This is a genomic window from Pseudomonas sp. BIGb0381, assembly GCF_024809815.1.
In the GTDB taxonomy this organism is placed as follows: domain Bacteria; phylum Pseudomonadota; class Gammaproteobacteria; order Pseudomonadales; family Pseudomonadaceae; genus Aquipseudomonas.
Genome location: NZ_JANUEN010000002.1, coordinates 683,241 through 700,721 on the forward strand (window position 1 = coordinate 683,241; position 17,481 = coordinate 700,721).

16 protein-coding genes are annotated in these 17,481 nt (G+C 59.4%); 3 read left to right on the forward strand and 13 right to left on the reverse strand.

The window, feature by feature from the left end; all coding sequences use genetic code 11:
* Genes tssK through tssA form a run of 12 tightly spaced genes read right to left on the reverse strand, consistent with a single transcriptional unit; the run spans position 1 to position 14,044 of the window.
* Complete coding sequence (tssK, locus tag M2397_RS09390) at positions 1-1,329, reverse strand: type VI secretion system baseplate subunit TssK (RefSeq protein ID WP_145337532.1); 1,329 nt, start codon at positions 1,327-1,329, stop codon at positions 1-3.
* 1 nt (position 1,330) lies between these two features.
* Entirely contained in the window at positions 1,331-1,816 is a 486-nt protein-coding gene (gene tssJ, locus M2397_RS09395) for a type VI secretion system lipoprotein TssJ (protein ID WP_259242724.1), read from the reverse strand.
* A 5-nt stretch (positions 1,817-1,821) separates the two neighbouring features.
* Entirely contained in the window at positions 1,822-2,991 is a 1,170-nt protein-coding gene (tagH, locus tag M2397_RS09400; protein ID WP_259242725.1) for a type VI secretion system-associated FHA domain protein TagH, read from the reverse strand.
* A gap of 16 nt (positions 2,992-3,007) precedes the next feature.
* Positions 3,008-3,139 (reverse strand): type VI secretion protein, encoded by a 132-nt coding sequence (locus tag M2397_RS09405; protein WP_131699313.1) that lies wholly within the window; start codon positions 3,137-3,139, stop codon positions 3,008-3,010.
* Between the two features lie 42 nt (positions 3,140-3,181).
* Positions 3,182-4,714, reverse strand: coding sequence for a sigma-54-dependent Fis family transcriptional regulator (locus M2397_RS09410; protein WP_145337529.1), 1,533 nt, complete (start codon positions 4,712-4,714; stop codon positions 3,182-3,184).
* On the reverse strand, positions 4,711-7,278 hold the full coding sequence (tssH, locus tag M2397_RS09415) for a type VI secretion system ATPase TssH (protein WP_259242726.1): 2,568 nt from the start codon (positions 7,276-7,278) through the stop codon (positions 4,711-4,713). Before tssH ends, M2397_RS09410 begins: the two co-directional genes overlap by 4 nt.
* 12 nt (positions 7,279-7,290) lie before the next feature.
* Positions 7,291-8,298: a type VI secretion system baseplate subunit TssG gene (gene tssG, locus M2397_RS09420; RefSeq protein WP_167655814.1), complete on the reverse strand. Its 1,008-nt coding sequence runs from the start codon at positions 8,296-8,298 to the stop codon at positions 7,291-7,293.
* Entirely contained in the window at positions 8,262-10,049 is a 1,788-nt protein-coding gene (tssF, locus tag M2397_RS09425) for a type VI secretion system baseplate subunit TssF (protein ID WP_259242727.1), read from the reverse strand. Before tssF ends, tssG begins: the two co-directional genes overlap by 37 nt.
* The gene (tssE, locus tag M2397_RS09430) at positions 10,039-10,440 is read right to left on the reverse strand and encodes a type VI secretion system baseplate subunit TssE (protein WP_145337601.1); all 402 of its coding nucleotides are present in this window, start codon (positions 10,438-10,440) and stop codon (positions 10,039-10,041) included. The genes tssF and tssE overlap by 11 nt, the downstream gene beginning before the upstream one ends.
* A 14-nt stretch (positions 10,441-10,454) precedes the next feature.
* A complete protein-coding gene (gene tssC / locus M2397_RS09435) occupies positions 10,455-11,930 on the reverse strand; it encodes a type VI secretion system contractile sheath large subunit (protein WP_131699307.1) in 1,476 nt (491 codons plus the stop codon).
* 27 nt (positions 11,931-11,957) lie between these two features.
* Positions 11,958-12,455 carry a type VI secretion system contractile sheath small subunit gene (gene tssB, locus M2397_RS09440; protein WP_131699306.1) on the reverse strand — a complete coding sequence of 166 codons (498 nt, stop codon included), beginning with the start codon at positions 12,453-12,455 and terminating at the stop codon, positions 11,958-11,960.
* Between the two features lie 32 nt (positions 12,456-12,487).
* Positions 12,488-14,044, reverse strand: a complete 1,557-nt coding sequence (gene tssA / locus M2397_RS09445; RefSeq protein ID WP_259242728.1) for a type VI secretion system protein TssA — start codon at positions 14,042-14,044, stop codon at positions 12,488-12,490.
* 471 nt (positions 14,045-14,515) lie between these two features.
* Between tssA and M2397_RS09450 the strand changes: the two genes are divergently transcribed.
* On the forward strand, positions 14,516-15,031 hold the full coding sequence (locus M2397_RS09450) for an Hcp family type VI secretion system effector (protein WP_048729440.1): 516 nt from the start codon (positions 14,516-14,518) through the stop codon (positions 15,029-15,031).
* A gap of 53 nt (positions 15,032-15,084) precedes the next feature.
* Here the strand turns inward: M2397_RS09450 and M2397_RS09455 are convergent, their stop codons facing one another.
* Complete coding sequence (locus M2397_RS09455; protein ID WP_259242729.1) at positions 15,085-15,906, reverse strand: aldo/keto reductase; 822 nt, start codon at positions 15,904-15,906, stop codon at positions 15,085-15,087.
* 106 nt (positions 15,907-16,012) lie between these two features.
* Between M2397_RS09455 and M2397_RS09460 the strand changes: the two genes are divergently transcribed.
* Entirely contained in the window at positions 16,013-16,507 is a 495-nt protein-coding gene (locus tag M2397_RS09460) for a DUF1543 domain-containing protein (RefSeq protein ID WP_131699303.1), read from the forward strand.
* Positions 16,508-17,095: 588 nt separating this feature from the next.
* Positions 17,096-17,377, forward strand: coding sequence for a peptidylprolyl isomerase (locus M2397_RS09465; protein WP_044274278.1), 282 nt, complete (start codon positions 17,096-17,098; stop codon positions 17,375-17,377).
* The last annotated feature ends 104 nt before the right edge of the window (positions 17,378-17,481 follow it).

Genomic DNA, 17,481 nt, shown 5'->3' on the forward strand with positions numbered 1-17,481 from the left:
TCAGTTCCTGATAGCCCAGAAGTTGAGTTCCAGCTCGGTAAACTCGCCGCTGGCATGCAAGGCGAATCCACCTGACTGCTCCAACTGCGCGATATCCGGGGCGCTGAGTTCGAGCATGAAATAGGTCTTGCCCGCGTGGAACGGAATCTGTCGCGGCGCTACCGGCAACGGTTTGATCCTGATACCGGTGAGGTGCAGGTTGACCAACTCGCGGATGCGCTCCACCGGGCCAATCTTGAGATGCGCCGGCAGCCGATGACGCAGAGTTTCCGAATCACACTGGGCGGTTGCCGCCAGGATGAACGTCGCCGTCCCCAGCAATTTGAGGTCACTCACCGGGCATACCAGCACACCGTACTGACGTGGTTGCAGCGTCAACTCGATGGCATGCTGCTCCAGTACCCGCGACAACACTGCGCGCAGGTGCTCCATCAATTCGCGAAAGCTCGCACCTTGATCACCATGCTGGTAACGCACCTCCAATTGGGCGCGCTTGCTGTCGGTGGCGAACGTGGCCAATTCACCAAGGATCGACAGCAGCTCGCGATACAACGCCTCCGGGCGCACCTGGGCCTGGCTCAAAAAGTGGCGCAACATCAATTCAGCGCGATTGATCAGCTGCAGCATCAGGAGGTCGCCAACCTGCGCCCCGGCCGACGCGCCGTTACCCTGGATGCGCGCGGCAATCGCATCTCCACGGCTGGCCAACAGACTGATGACCTCCTTGACGCACGACGACACATAGCCGGAGCCCTGCAAAAAAATGAACGTCGGCACAAAATCGGTATCCAGTCGCACGCCGCCTTCACGGGTGCAGTCCAGCACCTGAGCGACCTGCAGCTTCACGTTGAACGGCTCACCGGGATGTTCCCCCAGCATCAGGCGCAGATCCGGACGCGCACAGCTGATCTGGCAACGGGCATCGACACCGGCATTGGAGTCCCCGATCTCCATTTCACAGGCAACATAGCGCGCCAGGATTTCGTGTTGCTCCGGCCTGCGCACTTCAACCTGATTGTCGGTGACCAGCGGCAACGCCAGGTACACAGCTTGCCGGCCGACGTTGGCAGGCACTTGCAATACCAGAGGTTCCATCGCGCCATTGAGCTCGAACAGGCTGCCGTCCGGCAATATGCCGCTGGCCTGGTTGACGACCACCTTGCCCAGGTTGAGGTACTGCACATCGATGTCCAGGGTCAGGAACCCCCAGGCGTCGCAGCCCAGCAAGCGCGTACGGTTGAGCTGCTGATGGTAGTAGCGGTCGTTGTGCTGCAAGTGCTGGGGCCGCAGCAACATGCCTTCCTGCCAGATAACGTTATGGATGTGCATCTCAATCCTCCGCCCGCTCGGTTTGCGGGGCGGCAATACGAACACCGCTCTGGTCCAGCATTATTCGGGCCCGTGTCCGTTGCTGGGGGGCAACAGGCAGCACCAGTCGCCATTGCACATTGGGCAGGTCGCGATAGGCCGCCAGTACGCCGACATAGCGGCTTTGCGGCTCGATACTGAGCTTGAGCATCAACCGCTCACCGGGCCGCAGCTCCAGCTCTTCGCTGCTGACCCAGTCCTTGGGCAGGGTCTGCTCGGCCCGCCCATAGAGGCTGAAAAAGTCGGCATTCTCGAATGCCACGGGGTGCCGCAGTTCAAGCAAATGCACCACCACAGGTGAAGGACGGCCATGAAGGTCGGGGTTGACCTCGTCACTGGCCATCAACGCCAGGTCCAGCTTGGTCAAGGTCGAAAAGGGTGAAACGCTGCTGCAGCCGGCCAACATGCCCAGTGCCAGCAGTGTTGATGCAACGGTGGTTAGATACATGAACGTCATCCCGGGTAAGCCGCATGCAGGCTGGAGACCAGGCGCACCTGCTCTTCGTAGGCCTTGCAGAAGTCGTTGCGTAATAATTGATCGCCCAACGACGCCTCGTCGGTCAGCCGTCGGTAATAGCGCTGGTACGCCCGCCAATGAGCGCCATCGGTGAGGAGCCTGGGCGGCTTGTCCTCGCGCTCGAAGCACAGCAGCAGGTGACCTGGAGCAAAGGCCGCCAGCGCGCTGCGAACGACGGCACGGCAGGCCACCACCAAGGCCAGCTGATGAATCTGCAAGTCCCGGCAGGCGTGGGCTACCGCCCGTTCGGGCGGCAGACGCCCCCACTCACCGCCCCCCAACAGCGCCGTCAAGGCCGCCTGGGCGTCTGGGCAATCCACCAAGGGGTTCTGCCGCATAAGCGCCGGGGAGGTCCAATCCAGATGCACCTCACTACTCAGCTCGTCGCGAGTTCGCAGGCTTTGCTGCAAACCTTCGATGGCTTGCCTGAACAACCCGGCCACCTTGATCGCAAGGGCCTCGCGGGCCGGCGTATCGAGCGCCCCCACCTCCATGCCCAACACCTCGCCGAACTGCGCCCAGAACGTCTCAGGGACTGCGGATGCAGCCGTAACGGGCTGTGCAGGTACTACGTCACTGACAGGCTCAGCCCATTGCGGTACGACCAGATGGTCCTGGTCCACGGTTCCCGGACAGAATGCCTGGGCGGTCGACTCCGTCAACGTGTTCAATGCCTCCAGCTCTTGCGATGACTCGCCGCGTCGTTGTTCGCGATCCAGCGCCTGAATCGGGTCCAGCCCCAGGAAAGCATCGTCTGGAATCACCTCGCTCCGCCCGAGCGGCGGTCGTTGATGCTCGACCAGTCGCGCACGAATTTCCAACGCCCCCAGTTGGTATACGTCTGCATCACTGATCTGCCGCGCGTGCCCCTTGCGCAAGCGCTCCAGGCTGCCGGATACGCCAATACCGTTGCTGCTGATATCCGTCAAAAAGTAATGGCCGTCGCGAAAACTGACCAAGCCATGGTGGCTGGAAATCAAGCGCGCGGTGTCGGGGATGACCCAGTCACACGCCGTCCCACGGCCGATCACACCGCCGACGCCATCAAAGGTTTTGCGGGCTGGCGGCTCGCCACTGGCGGAACACACTTCAAGCACTAATTGCATGGCAAGGCTCCCCTGTTCAATGACCACGACGGCTCGCCTGGGGGTCACCCAGTGGACGGTAGTCAGCATCGTCAAAGACATAATTGGCGTTACAGCCACCCAGCAAACACAGCACAAGCGTCACGGCTTGCCACGGACGAAGAGGCATCAGGAATCTCCCATGAAAGTAAGGTATCCACGCATACGCTATTCAGCATTCCTCTCGGGCATCGCCAACCGGAATCTTCAAGCGCGCCAGACGGTAGAGCAGCGTGCGGCGCGCGACGCCCAACTCCCGCGCGGTACGGGTACGATTGCCACGGTTCTTGTGCAGGCAATCAATCAGGAACACCCGCTCCACTCGCTCCAGGCGTTGACGCAACGTTGCATCGACAGCATCGTTGGCGGGTGCCGATGACAGGGACAGGTGCGCCGGCAGGATCACACCGTCGTCACAGAGCAGTACCGCGCGCTCCACCAGGCATTTGAGTTCTCGCACATTGCCGGGGAAGCCATGGCTGGACAGTTGATCCAACGCCGTACTTGACCAGCCCACCGATACGCGACCCAGCGCAGCGCAGGCCTTTTGCGCAAAATGCCGAGCCAACAGCAACGCATCGCCATCACGCTCACGCAAGGCCGGTAACTCAATGGGGAACTGCGCGAGCCGGTAATACAGGTCCTCGCGAAAGCTGCCTTGGGCCACCATCGCAGGGAGATCACGGTGCGTCGCAGCGATAATGCGTACATCGACCTTATGGGCCGTACTGGCACCCAATGGGCGAATCTCGCCTTCCTGCAAAACCCGCAATAACTTGGCCTGCAACGACAACGGCATATCGCCGATTTCGTCGAGTAGCAATGTGCCGCCGTGAGCGGTGTCGAACAAACCGGTGTAGTTGCGTTCAGCCCCCGTGAACGCCCCCTTGCGATAACCGAACAGTTCACTTTCCAGCAGCCCTTCGGGAAAGGCTGCACAATTTTGCACCACGAAGGCTTTACCACCGCGTGGACCGGCGGTATGGATGGCGCGCGCCACCACCTCTTTGCCGGTACCGGTCTCGCCATGCAGCAGCACGGTGTAGGGCGTATTCAGCACCTTGCCGATCAAGCGGCACGTCTCATCCATGGCCTTGCTGTTGCCGATCAATCCGAACGTGGCACAGGTGCCCGGCGTGCGGCACGTAGGTGGAGTGACACTCACCGCAGGACTCAGACGCTGCATCAGTGCAAGTTGCCTCAAGGCAAAGCTGCCCAGTTGGGTCAATGAGTGGGTGTAGTGCTCCAACTGTTTCGGACGCTGGCTGGCGCACAGCAACACGCCCGCGAGAGTCCTGTGCTGACCGAACAACGGCATGCACGTCAACGATTGCCAAGGCGTCGCCATCGCAGGAAGGAACTGGCTTTCATAGAAGCTGTTTTCCAGATGCTCAAGGCTCAAGGCAGTGCGCTGACTGAGCACATACTGCAACACCTGCTCATGTTGGAAATCCGCGTCTGAAGCCAGGTCGTCGGGCGGCCGCACGCCTGGCAAATGCTGGGCAATCAGGGCAAGCCGACCTGTCGCCTCGTCGCGCCAATACAATTGGCTGAGTTCGCACTGGCTCAGTTGAGCTACCGCCGCGACACACAGGTCCGGCAAGGTTGTCGCGTCACCTTCGATCCCCAGACGGGTGAACCAACTCAGCATCGCGTCGGCGTACTCCGAGGGATGGGGCAACCGGTTGAAAGAATTTTCCGTCATTGGCTGACCTCACAGACAGGACAACCGCTGCCATCCAGGCCGGCATGCACCCGGGACAGCGATTCGCCCCCGGCCATGGCCTCCAGCAACCGATCCGCCACCTGCGCCAGCAAGTGTGCGTCGATCCATTGATCGATAGAGCGGGCACCGCTGTCACCCTCAGCGCAACGCTCGGCGACGCAAGCAACCAGTTCGGGCGTATAGCTGAAGGTGAGCTTGCGCAGTTGCAACCTTTGTCCCAAGTGGTCCAGCTTGAGCCTTGCCAGGTCATGCAGAACCTCGCCCGTGATCGGGTAATACGGCACGACATGCATTCGCGCCAGTAAGGCAGGCTTGAAGTGCTTGCGCAGCAACGGGCGAATGGCTTCGTGCAGGACCTCCTCAGCAGGTCGCCGGTCGCCTGCGCACAATTGATCGATGCACTCGCTGCCCAGGTTGGAGGTCATCAGGATCAGCGTGTTGCGAAAATCGATTTCCCGACCTTCCCCGTCATTGGCCAGTCCCTTGTCGAAAATCTGATAGAACAGGTTCACTACTTCCGGATCAGCCTTCTCGACCTCGTCCAGCAGCACGACCGAATACGGGCGTTGGCGCACAGCCTCCGTCAACACGCCGCCCTCGCCAAAACCGATATAACCGGGTGGAGCACCAATCAGCCGGGAAAGGGAATGTTTTTCCTGGAACTCCGACATGTTAAGGGTGGTGACAAAACGCCGCCCGCCGTACAGCAGGTCGCCGAGGGCCAGGGCCGTCTCGGTCTTGCCCACGCCACTTGGGCCAACCAGCAGGAATACGCCGACCGGGGCATCCGCCTTATTGAGCCCGGTGGCAGCCGCGCGCAAGTTGCGTTCAAGTATCTGCACGGCGTGTTCCTGGCCGAGGATGCGCGAACGCAATGCATCGGCAAAGCCCAACACCCTTTCACTGCTTTCCAGGGCCAGTCGTTCGACAGGAATACCGGTCCAGGCGCTGACGACCTGTGCCACCAGACCTGGACAAACCTCGAGGCTGGCCAATGGCTGGCCGTTTTGTTGCGCGTGCAGTACCTGGCGCTGTTGGGCCAAGGCATGTTCAAGGGTCTCAGTGTTCTGCCCTGCACCACGAGCAGCATCCAATTGCTGGCGCAGCGCTAGCACCTGCTGCGCCGATGCTCGCTGTTCCAACCAGTGTTGCTCCAGATGTTCACGCTCGCGCTCCACGGTCTCCAGGCGCAGGTTCAACGCGTGCAAGGCCTGCTCGTCCACAGGCAACCCGGCATCCCTGTCGCGATTCAACGCCTGGCGCTGGCGCGCGCCTTCCGCCTGCTCGGCGTAAAGGCGTTGCAATGCCTCGGGCGCCGTCTCCCAGCTGGTTCTCATGCGGGCGCAGGCGGTGTCCAGCACATCCACGGCCTTGTCGGGCAACTGCCGCCCAGCCAGGTAGCGCGCGCTCATGTGGGCTGCCGTGACAATGGCATCATCCCGCACATACACGCCATGGCTGCGCTCATACGCCGGAACCAGGCCGCGCAGGATCGAAACCGCCTGCTCAACACTGGGCTCGCCGACCTGCACAGGCTGGAAACGCCGCGCCAATGCCGGGTCTTTTTCGAAGTACTTCTTATATTCCGACCAAGTGGTGGCGGCGATGGTGCGTAACTCGCCACGGGCCAGGGCGGGCTTGAGCAGATTGGCAGCATCGGACCCACCTGCCTGGGCGCCCGCGCCCACCAATGTATGCGCCTCGTCGATAAACAGGATCACCGGTGTTGGTGAGGCGTTGACTTCATCAATCACGCCTTTGAGGCGCCGTTCGAATTCCCCCTTGATCCCCGTGCCGGCCTGAAGCAGGCCCATATCCAGGGTCAACACCTGTACGTGTTTGAGCGGCTCCGGCACCTCTGCGCTGGCGATACGCAGGGCAAGCCCTTCAACCACGGCGGTTTTACCCACCCCGGCTTCGCCAACCAGGATCGGATTGTTCTTGCGCCTGCGCACAAGTATGTCGATCAATTGGCGAATTTCGGCATCGCGACACAACACCGGGTCGATACCGCCTTCCCGGGCCTGACGGGTCAAGTCATGGGTAAAGCGCGCCAGCAACGCATCGCTGCTCGACACAGGGTCGACCTCAGGCGCCAGGCTCAACAAATAACTGCACACACGCTGTGCCTCCAACCGGTTCAGTACCGCCTGATAACCACTGCCGGCGTGTTGTAACGGATGACGCAACAGCGCCAGTAACAGAGCGCCGTGATCAACGTCCGCCTGCCGCAGCTCCAGGCGGGCCAACATCAGGGCTTGCTGCAGCCATTGCACCAGGGCCTGGGTAAACACAGGATTACGCGAGGCACTCGTGCCAGCTTGGGGATGCAGGGCCGCCTGCAGCTCGCCTGGCTCCACCCCCGCATCCACCAACGCCCGCACCAGAATGCCGTGGGGGTATTCCAGCAGGGTCAGCAGCAGGTCCTCCACCAACACTTCCCTGCCGCCGCGTGCCACGCAACGTTCCGCCGAGCGTTCAAGGTCTCGGCGCGCCTGGGGAGCCAATGTCTGTATAAGTTGTTGCAGGTCCACATTCATCATAATCATTCGTCCCTAATCAGCATTGCTGGTCACAATGACCACACCGTCGGCACACCCATGCGCCAGCCAAGTTGTCCAGCCGAGACGGCAGACGTTGTGTTCGCCGATGTGCAATGGCCTGATTTCCTCCTTGAGCAGTACCAGGCGCAGGTCATAGGCCAGAGGGTCGCGTGCCGTCAGCCGTAGCAATGCGCACAGCAACGGATAGTCCCCACCCGTGGGTAAAAACTCATGAAAACGCTGCCAGCCCAGGCCCTGCACATGCACCCTGAACTTGCCGCTGCGGTCAGTGACCCGACTACCCAGCACCTGGTCATGACCGAGCACACTGTTGGTGGCACCCAGCCGATTTTGCTGGGGGACGGCAATGACCACCGAGCGTTCTACCCACTGCTCGACGAACAAGCGGGTGTGCTTGAAGTAGTAACGCAGCACCGTCTCGATCAAGGCTGCCGAATGGGCTCGCAGGCTGAGTAACCCCAGGTAGGGCAATAGCCGTTTGCAGTTCAATTGGGTAGTCGCGCGGAGGTGCTGGCCCTTCAACCCGATCAAGGCAAACATCTGCTCGGAAAAGACATCCCGGGCGCCAGCCTGGAAAAACGCCCGGTAGCGGTACTTGCGCCAGATCGGCAGCATCAGCCGTTGTAACCGATGATGAAACAGGTCGAGGAAGTCCCGGGTAGCCTTGCCGCCCGCACCGTCAACAATCGCTTGTTCGCCATAAAACGCCGGCAATGGCGAACAAGCGCCGCACAGCCCCAACACGTTGAGGCAAAGACGCGCGCGCAATTGACCGTGTTCAACAAAAAACTCCACCCGCTCAATATCGTGACCGGGGAAACCAAGACCCGGGTTGGCCTGAAACTCCAACAAGTCATACAGCGCGTCGTCATCCAGCATCGGATGAGCATCGCGCAAACGCCTGATCACCTGCAAAACCGCCTGGAACAGCGAGTATTCGCGGATGACGCTGGACAGTGCCGTCAAAGCAGGGGCTGCTGGCCCATCCGGGGTGGCCATAGGTACACGTCTCCTTGTGTGCTGATGACTCGCAATTCGTGATAGGTATTAAGGCTGGCGTAAAGCGCGAAGAATTCGTTGAGTACCGACGCGAACACAAACACCTCGCCCTGGCCAAGAAAACCTTGTGGATCAATCGTCAGGTCGATTCGTAAGCCCCTGAACGGCAAGCCACGGTGCAGTCGGTCGACAGCCGAGTGCCTGATGGATCGCAATGCGCCAAGCTTTCGCTCACTGACTTTCTGCGCCTGTCGGTCGTGGTAGCGCGGCAGGTCGTAGGTTTCGAGAATGACCTTCAAGGCATTGATGTCGGTCAATGACAGGTAGTTGAGCGACATGTTGCTGATGAGCCGCCAGAGAAAGTCCTGCTCCAGGGGGGGCGAATAGCTCGCGGTCGGCATGCAGATATTACGAAACGACAACCCTTCCGGTGTCTGCTCGCAAGGTTGGTTGATCTCCCCGATCTGAAGCAGCCGAGGCAGGTCGTGGTTGGTACACGTCAGCTCGATCGACAGGGTTTCCGGGCCATGCTCCGGAGCATTGGAAAACCCTAGCCAGGTATCGAGGCCCGCGTGCTGTGCCGATGCATGTTGGCGAATGCTGTAGCTGGCGGAGGCCGCCGACAGTGCGTCATCGCTGTCATGCTCGAAGGACTCAAACGGTACGTAGGTCCGATATCCCGACCCGCCGGGGCGCCAACCCGTGACACTGTCCACGGAAAATACACAGGCGTTTTCCCGTGAGTATTCCCCCGGTATCACCAGGTATTCGTCCTGCTTGCCGTCCAGGCGGATCGGCACGGCGTCATGTTTGAACAAATTGGCGATGGGCGTGCAGTACAGCTTCACGTTGTCCAGGGTGGGGTGATGGGGATCACGCCATGGGTTACGCAGTTTGAAACGCAGCACCACCGCACACACCTGCTTGAGCAGCTCATAGGGCAAACCGTGCAGTACATCCAGGCCCACCACGTCGACAAACAGGTACTTGTCAGGAAAGGCAAAGTACTCCTGCAAATGACGATATCCACGAAAGGTATTCATTGGATACGGAATCAACGCCTGCTCCTCGCTGAATCCCACCGGGCGTACCCGGTCGGCGCCCAATCGCAACGAGAGGGGTTGCCCATCCTCCCCACTGACCGGCAGGCCATCGCGCCCCAAAGGTAGCAACTCGATACCCTCGAGATGACGCAACAGGCTCAGGTACAGCCCTTGGCTGATGCAGCGATCACCCGCCAGGTGCAGACGTAGTTGATCGAACGTCCATTCACTGAAGTTGCCCCCGACACTCATGTCCAGGTGCAGGCTCAACAGCGCAACCTCGCCCTGGAGGCTGTATTCCAGAGCGCTCAGTTGCAGCGGCAGGACTTGCGTGGCGTAACAGGTACGGAAGCGACAACGCTCACCCTTGAGGGCAGCACTTTCGACCGGGGTATCCCGCGCGACAATCACCCCAGGGCCGACGTGCTTCAACGGATCAAACTGCAAGATGCTGAAGGCGGGCATCGGCCGCATGTAGTTGGGCCACAGCAAATGCATCAAGGAATGAGTCAGCTCAGGCAGCTCATCATCCAGTTTCTGGCGCAAGCGACCGGTGAGAAACGCGAAGCCCTCCAACAACCGTTCCACATCCGGGTCCTGCCCTGGGTCGGCAAGAAACGGCGCGAGCGCAGGGTTACGTTCGGAGAAACGCCGCCCGAGTTGACGCAACGCACTCAGCTCGCTCTGGTAATAACGATTAAAGGACATCCGGCAAAACCTCGACTCGTCCGGGCTCGCATAGTCGCGCAACGAACACCACGGGCTGCTTGACACCCGCCACCATCAGCGTGGCCTCAATGGAGAACGCCTGGGCCAGAGGGTCGTGATCGCGCGGCAATGCAGTAACCTGCACCTGCTTCAATCGTGGCTCGTAGGCCCGTATGAATCGCTCGATCAACAAGCGCGACTGGCTCAATGACTCATGCAGGCTCTGGTTCATATCATTAAGATCGGGCAAGCCGTAGTCCGGCAATGTCTGAACACTGCCCGCACGGATACTGAGCATTTTCCCCAGGTGGCTGGCAATGGACGTCACGCCACAGGCATGTGCGGCCGCCGGGCGTTCGAGGCGCTCGAAAAGGCTATGTTTGTGGGGCATCCCCTGACCTTCTTTCATTCTTTGTCGAGCTTGCCAACCAGAGACAAAGTGAAGTCCGCCCCCATGTACTTGAAGTGCGGTCGCACACTCAGGTTGACGCGGTACCAGCCAGGCTCGCCATCTACGTCACTGACAACGATGCGGGCCGCTCGCAGCGGACGCCGCCCACGCACTTCGGCACTGGGGTTTTCCTGGTCGGCGACGTACTGGCGAATCCACTTGTTGAGCTCCAGCTCGAGGTCTGTGCGCTCTTTCCACGAACCCAACTGTTCACGCTGCAATACCTTCAGGTAATGGGCCAGCCTGTTGACCACCATCATGTAGGGCAACTGGGTCCCCAGGCGATAGTTCAGCTCGGCGTCCTTGCCCTCTGCGCTGATGCCGAACTGTTTGGGCTTCTGCACCGAACTGGCGGAAAAAAACGCGGCATTGTCACTGCCCTTGCGCATCGTCAAGGCAATGAAGCCCTCTTGCGCAAGTTCGTATTCGCGGCGATCGGACACCAACACTTCGGTGGGGATCTTGGTCTCGATTTCGCCCATGCTATGGAAGTGATGCAACGGCAAGTCTTCCACGGCCCCTCCGCTTTGCGGACCGATGATGTTCGGGCACCAGCGGAACCGCGCGAAGCTCTCGGTCAGGCGTGTGGCGAAGGCATAGGCGGTATTGCCCCACAGGTAATGCTCGTGGCTGCTCACCACGTTTTCCTGGTAGGCAAAGGTCTTGACAGGACACTCAAGGGGATCATAGGGCGTACGGAGCAGGAAGCGCGGCACGGTCAGACCGATATAACGCGCATCTTCGCTCTGGCGAAAGCTTTGCCATTTGGCAAATTGCGGCCCTTCGAAATGGTCCTTGAGATCCTTGAGGTCAGGCAGTCCCGTGAAGCTTTCCAGGCCGAAGAACGCCGGCCCGGCTGCGGCAATAAAAGGCGCGTGCGCCATGCACGCGACACTTGAAGCGTATTGCATCAGTTTCACATCGGGCGCGCTGGGGGACAGGAAGTAATTGGCAATGATCGCGCCCACAGGCTGACCACCAAATTGACCGTACTCAGCGCTGTAGACATGTTTGTACAACCCGGATTGAGTCATTTCCGGTGAGTCTTCGAAATCATCCAGCAAGTCTTGCCGGGAGACGTTCAACAGTTCGATCTTGATGTTTTCACGAAAATTGGTGCGGTCGACCAGCAATTGCAAACCTTTCCAGGAAGCTTCCAGGGCCTGGAACTCCGGGTGGTGCAAAATTTCATCCATTTGCTGGCTGAGCTTCGTATCGATCTCGGCAATCATTCGGTCGACCAGGCGCTTCTTGACGGGCTCGCCGTGGTTCTGTGGTTTGATCAACTCCTCGATAAACGCCGAGACACCCCGCTTGGCGATGGCATAGGCCTCGTCATCCGCACTCAGCAGTGTCTGGGCAATGATGTTGTCGAGGATGCTGTAATCCTCACTGGTGTGTTCCGGTATCGGATTCTGTTGGGTGGTCATGCGGTCAGTGTCCTTTTACTGAAAATGTCAGGCGGTGTGGTTGCCCAGTTCCAACTCGGCCAATACCCGGGCGCGGGACTCGTCATCCGCCAGGGCGTGCTCAATGGCTTTGCGAAAGCTTGGTGTATTGCCCAGCGGTCCTTTGAGAGCCATGAGTGCTTCACGCAATGCCATCAGCTTGTGCAATTCGGGTATCTGCTCCACCAGGTTCGCGGGATTGAAATCCTTCATGGCATTGATACGCACCTCAATGGCCAGCTCCTCGACCTCAGCACACTCCTGCAGGCGATTGGGTACGTTCAGCGTCAGGCTTAGCGCTTGCTTGGCCAGCACGTCATCAAGGGTGTTCTTGTCGATGGCAATGGGCTTGCGGTCTTCAAGCTTGCGTACATCCTCACGCTGGGTGAAGTCACCCAGCACCAGCAGCTTCAACGGCAGTTCGACTTCATCCTGCGCCCCACCGATGGCGGGCTTGAAGGTGATATTGATACGTTCCCTGGGCGCTACCGAACCTTCTTTGGCCATTGTGTTTCTCCTTTTCCAAGTGGCTCGAAAGCCTATTCAAGTACCGCTTCAAGATCGAAGAGGCATAGCCTGCGATGGGTGTCTTCCTTACGCTCGCGCACGGCCTGGTTTTGTGGCAACAAGTCACAGCAACGATGAAGCAGTTGGGTCACTTGCAAGGCCAACTCCGGCTCCCAGTGTTCCAGGCCCCTGCGTTGCAGCTCGTTGTCCAGATGTTCGAGCTGGATCTTCGCCAACTCGTGTTTGCCCGCCTGCCCACATAGACGCGCCTGCGCAAGTCGCCAATGAAAACGGGCACGATCGCTGTGAGCGGCATGCATGCCCTGCTTGAGTTCATGGACGGCCGCCTTGAGCCCGTCCTTGCGCAGCCGCAGTCGTGCCGCTTGCAAGGCCGCCTCCCAAGGCTCGGCATCGGCATCCACCACTGTCAGTGATTCGGGCAACTGCAGATGACGGGCAACCTGCTGCGCGATCCAGTTGCGCGTGGGGACATCGGCAAAGGGAGCACCATCGTGAAAACGAAACTCGGGCAGGTTGGGCAAGCGCTGCAGCAACAGAGCAAAGTTCACTTCCAGCTCAGTCATGGCCAGGTCGGCCTGCAGCGCTTCCAGGCACTGCCAGACCATGTACAACCCGTCAAACCAGAACAGCGCACCGGCGAGACTGGCCTCGAGTTCGAGCATCAAGTCGGTGTAATGGCCTTGGGCAAGCCGCTCCTGGTAACGCTTGAGTTTGTCGGGTGCAGGCCCGCGCAAGGTGGTGATCCGTTCGCTGTCAGCGTCCGGGTAGCTGACGAGGGTCAGCCAGGTCAGCGCGCGATTCAGGCGCAGTGCGCGCAGGTCAGCGGCGTTCTGGCGCAACCACCAGGCACACAAAGGACGAGCCTGATCCTGTAAGGCGCGCAGCAACTTGTGGGCATCTTTCTCGGTGCCCACCACAACCTCGGCATTCTGCAACAGGGTGGTCACCTGCTTGACCTGCCCCTGCCCGGCAATATCGTCCAAGCTCGCGACCGGAGAATCGTCTTGCGCAACACGCTCCAACCGCTGGGCCAGTTGCCTGCGAGTCGGCAGGAACAGCGGCGCGTTATCTTCCAGGCGCTCGACACAGCACTTATCGAGACACACCAGATGTTCAAGCACGGATTCGAACAAGGGCTGCTGACCCTGCAGCGACGGGCTTTGCGCGAAGAGGGACTCGAGGCGCCCCGCCAGCCAACTGAAGGCTGCGCCACGAGTACGCGGTTTTTCGGGATAGACCGCAGACCAATGATGCTCACAGAGATAGCGCAATAACCCAAGGCCGGCCAACAGCCCTGGAAAGGATTCCCGTTGATACAATGCCCAGGTCAGCCAGACGACGACCCGCAGATCCTTGGATTGTTGACGCAACAGGTACTCGCCGATTTCCAGGACCTTCTGCCAGTCGGTCTGGACGCCCGCATGAATCGATTGCGCCTTGCCCAATTCGAACTCCAGAACTTCATACTCACTTGAATAGCGCATATCGCTGCCGGCAAAACTCGTCCGCGTGCAGGGCGACCGTGCAAGTTCAAGGTAATCGTTATAGAGTTTTTCTGAATAAGACATTCGGCACAATTACCCAAAACAAAAAGTTCAAAGCATTAACATTTAAACCATATATCAAAGCGCCATCCAATCTTCGCCAGCGCCACCGCAAAGTTCGTAAACCTTAGCCATGCAAACAGCATTCAACAAGCAGCGCCTCGACACTTAAGTAATTTCCTACAATCACTGCAATTCAAGGCCTGCGCAGGGTTTTGCGCAGTTAAACCCTCATCTGTTTCCGAATATCCTTGCCAAGCCCAATACCAACAAACCAAACTCCATGAGCAACTAAATGCGCACTTATGCGCAACGTATTCTGCATATATTCGATTAAATCATGCACCTCCAATCAAAAAACCACCCCACTGACCGCCGGACCCACTGTTTTTATTGGGACTGATACTTTCGGGCACGCTTCTTGTTAATGAGAGTTGCCCGACCGGCACCATTACCGGTTGGAACGACCTCATCAATCAGGCAAGGAAACCCGTCATGCCAACACCCGCGTATCTTTCCATCACCGGTGTCAAACAAGGTTTGATTACGGCAGGCACTTTTACCCAGGACTCGGTAGGCAACATTTATCAGGAAGGCCATGAAGACCAGATTCTGGTCCAGGCCTTTGCTCATCAGGTGATCATCCCCCGCGACCCGCAGTCGGGTCAGCCGACGGGCCAGAGGGTCCACAAGCCGTTGATGATCAGCAAGGTCTTCGATAAGTCATCGCCCTTGCTGTTCAGCGCATTGACCAGCGGTGAAGAGGTCAAATGCCGACTGGAGTGGTTCCGAACATCATCGGCCGGCACCCAGGAGCACTACTTCACGATTGAACTGGAGGGCGCGACGCTCGTGGACATCCAATCCCGCATGCCCAATTGCCAGGACCCGGACAATGCCCACTTCACTCACCTGGAGGATGTGTATTTCACCTATCGCAAGATCGTATGGACCCACGAAGTGTCCGGCACATCCGGATCGGATGACTGGCGCAGCCCGGTAGCGGGTTAAGTCGGACCTGTGCAGGAACGGGTGCCAGGGATGGCACCGTTTCTGCCAAGCAGCTACACCATCGCCAAGGGATGCTTGCGCTTGGGTGCGCCGAACACCCGATCGATGGCATCCAGGTCGTGCTCATCCAGCACCACCTTGGCGGCGGCCGCATTGAGCCGTACATGCTCCGGGGTGACCGCCTTGGGGATGGCGATCACACCGTCCTGGCGCAGCACCCAGGCCAGGGCGACCTGGGCGGGCGTGACCTCGTGGCGGCGGGCGATCTGCTTAAGGGTCTGGCTGGACAGCAACTCCCCACCCTGGGCAATCGGGCAGTACGCCATCAGCGGCAAATGGTGTTGTTGCCACCAGGGCAACAGGTCGAATTCGATCCCGCGCTCTTCGATGTTGTACAGCACCTGATTGGTCGCGCAGGCCGGGGATGCGAGTTCCTGCAGGTCGGCCACATCGAAATTGGATACGCCCCAGCGGCCGATCTTGCCCGCCTCACGCAGGCGCTCGAACGCTTCGACGGTTTCTTCAAGCGGGTACTGGCCACGCCAATGCAACAGATACAGATCAATGTAGTCCGTGCCCAGGCGCTGGAGGCTGGCTTCACACGCACGGGGCACGCCCTTGTGGCTGGCGTTGTGCGGGTAGACCTTGCTCACCAGGAACACCTGGTCGCGCCTGCCGCTGATGGCTTCGCCGACGACCTCCTCGGCGCCACCCTCGCCATACATCTCGGCGGTATCGATCAAAGTCATGCCCTCGTCGATCCCCAGTTGCAATGCCGCAACTTCGGCGCGGCGCCGGTCTGGGTCTTCGCCCATGCGCCAGGTTCCCTGGCCGATGACAGGGACGGGAACGCCCGCCAGATCAATGGTGCGCATGACAACCTCCTGATGAATTCGCGGATTAACAGTGTGGCATTGCCCGGACAAAAGGGTTCAATCGAAGTATGGTTACCCTTTGCCAAGTCGCCAGGAAGGACCTGCAATGCTGTTTGTCGTGATGCTCGGGGGCAAGCACCCACGGGCAAGAATTGAAGTTCACGATGTGGTGTTCGCCGTAGCGGACACGCTGGAAGGCACCTACCCGCAATTGCGCGAGGGCTGGTTTGGCAGCCCCAAGGGTGTGCATATTGATTCGTGGATGGCGGTGGATGGCGTCGACGGCTGGAAGGTCGAACTCAGCCAACTGGCCCCCGCTGCCGACGCCCATCACCTGTACTTCATCAACCTTGGCGGCTATGAAACCAACAGCTTTGGCGAAGCCCACCACTACCTGCTGGTGGTCGCCCGCAACAAACAGGAGGCAACCCGCAAGGGCAAGCAACAAATGTTGCGCCACTGGTCCCAGGCCCACACCGACGGCGTGATGGATATCGACGACTGCCTGCCCATCGACCTGGTGGACGGCCGCTACCTGCACCTGGTGCAAGGTGACCATCGGCCGATCATTCAGCAGAATGACTACATTGTCTTGAATTGATGGGGGCTTATTCGACCGGACATCAGATGACTTAGGTAATGTCAGACGTAACACTGCTGTTGCTCGGCTCTGGCTCTGGCTCTTGATCTTGATCTTGATCTCAGGCGCCCCATCAAACACGCTGGCCGAACGCAGGCTTGAATCCGTGGCTAACCCGGCAGGACGCCGGGTTAGCCACGGATTCAAGCCTGCGTTCGGGCACACCGAGCCTAGGCGAGGTGCCGAGTGTTGGGGCAAGAGCCCTTTTGGTTACTTTGGGCTGGGCCGGCATTCCGGCTCTTTTCCAAAAGTGACCCGCCGTAAGGGCGGAACCCTAAGTGGCAGTTACCGCAGCAACGGATATGTACTCGGTCTGATCCAACATCCTGGTCGGCTGTCATGCCGCCATCGGGAGCAAGTCGAATCGTCGCACCGCCCCTCCCACATTTGATCTCTATGCATCAGGCAGATATCAGTCTGCTCTGGATCTCACTCCATCACGCCAATACCCAAGCTCAACGCACCAACCAGAAACCCAGCGGAACTTTGCCAGGAAATAACCGCCTGAATCCGGTACGCTCACCGTTTTTACTCAAGGAGTTAATCCCCATGGCCAAAGCCACCGCCCGTCACATCCTTGTTGCCACTGAAGACAAGTGCAACGAACTCAAGGCCCAAATCGAAGGCGGCGCCGATTTCGCAGAAATCGCCAAAGCCAACTCCAGCTGCCCATCCAGCCGCCAGGGCGGTGACCTGGGTTCGTTCGGTCCAGGCCAGATGGTTAAAGAATTCGACACCGTCGTCTTCAGCGCCCCGGTCAACACCGTGCAAGGCCCGGTGAAAACCCAGTTCGGCTACCACCTGCTGGAAGTCACCAGCCGCCAGGACTGATCCCGTCCGCGCTGCTGCTTGAAACAACGGCCCGCCTTTTGGTGGGCCGTTGTGCATGTGACGACTGGCGACGCTGATGCTGTTAGCGTACAAATCCTTATTCT

Coding starts and splice junctions, on each gene's coding strand:
- tssK (WP_145337532.1), bottom strand. CDS start 1,329: ATGCACATCCATAACGTTATCTGGCAGGAAGGCATGTTGCTGCGGCCC.
- tssJ (WP_259242724.1), bottom strand. CDS start 1,816: ATGTATCTAACCACCGTTGCATCAACACTGCTGGCACTGGGCATGTTG.
- tagH (WP_259242725.1), bottom strand. CDS start 2,991: ATGCAATTAGTGCTTGAAGTGTGTTCCGCCAGTGGCGAGCCGCCAGCC.
- M2397_RS09405 (WP_131699313.1), bottom strand. CDS start 3,139: ATGCCTCTTCGTCCGTGGCAAGCCGTGACGCTTGTGCTGTGTTTGCTG.
- M2397_RS09410 (WP_145337529.1), bottom strand. CDS start 4,714: ATGACGGAAAATTCTTTCAACCGGTTGCCCCATCCCTCGGAGTACGCC.
- tssH (WP_259242726.1), bottom strand. CDS start 7,278: ATGATGAATGTGGACCTGCAACAACTTATACAGACATTGGCTCCCCAG.
- tssG (WP_167655814.1), bottom strand. CDS start 8,298: ATGGCCACCCCGGATGGGCCAGCAGCCCCTGCTTTGACGGCACTGTCC.
- tssF (WP_259242727.1), bottom strand. CDS start 10,049: ATGTCCTTTAATCGTTATTACCAGAGCGAGCTGAGTGCGTTGCGTCAA.
- tssE (WP_145337601.1), bottom strand. CDS start 10,440: ATGCCCCACAAACATAGCCTTTTCGAGCGCCTCGAACGCCCGGCGGCC.
- tssC (WP_131699307.1), bottom strand. CDS start 11,930: ATGACCACCCAACAGAATCCGATACCGGAACACACCAGTGAGGATTAC.
- tssB (WP_131699306.1), bottom strand. CDS start 12,455: ATGGCCAAAGAAGGTTCGGTAGCGCCCAGGGAACGTATCAATATCACC.
- tssA (WP_259242728.1), bottom strand. CDS start 14,044: ATGTCTTATTCAGAAAAACTCTATAACGATTACCTTGAACTTGCACGG.
- M2397_RS09450 (WP_048729440.1), top strand. CDS start 14,516: ATGCCAACACCCGCGTATCTTTCCATCACCGGTGTCAAACAAGGTTTG.
- M2397_RS09455 (WP_259242729.1), bottom strand. CDS start 15,906: ATGCGCACCATTGATCTGGCGGGCGTTCCCGTCCCTGTCATCGGCCAG.
- M2397_RS09460 (WP_131699303.1), top strand. CDS start 16,013: ATGCTGTTTGTCGTGATGCTCGGGGGCAAGCACCCACGGGCAAGAATT.
- M2397_RS09465 (WP_044274278.1), top strand. CDS start 17,096: ATGGCCAAAGCCACCGCCCGTCACATCCTTGTTGCCACTGAAGACAAG.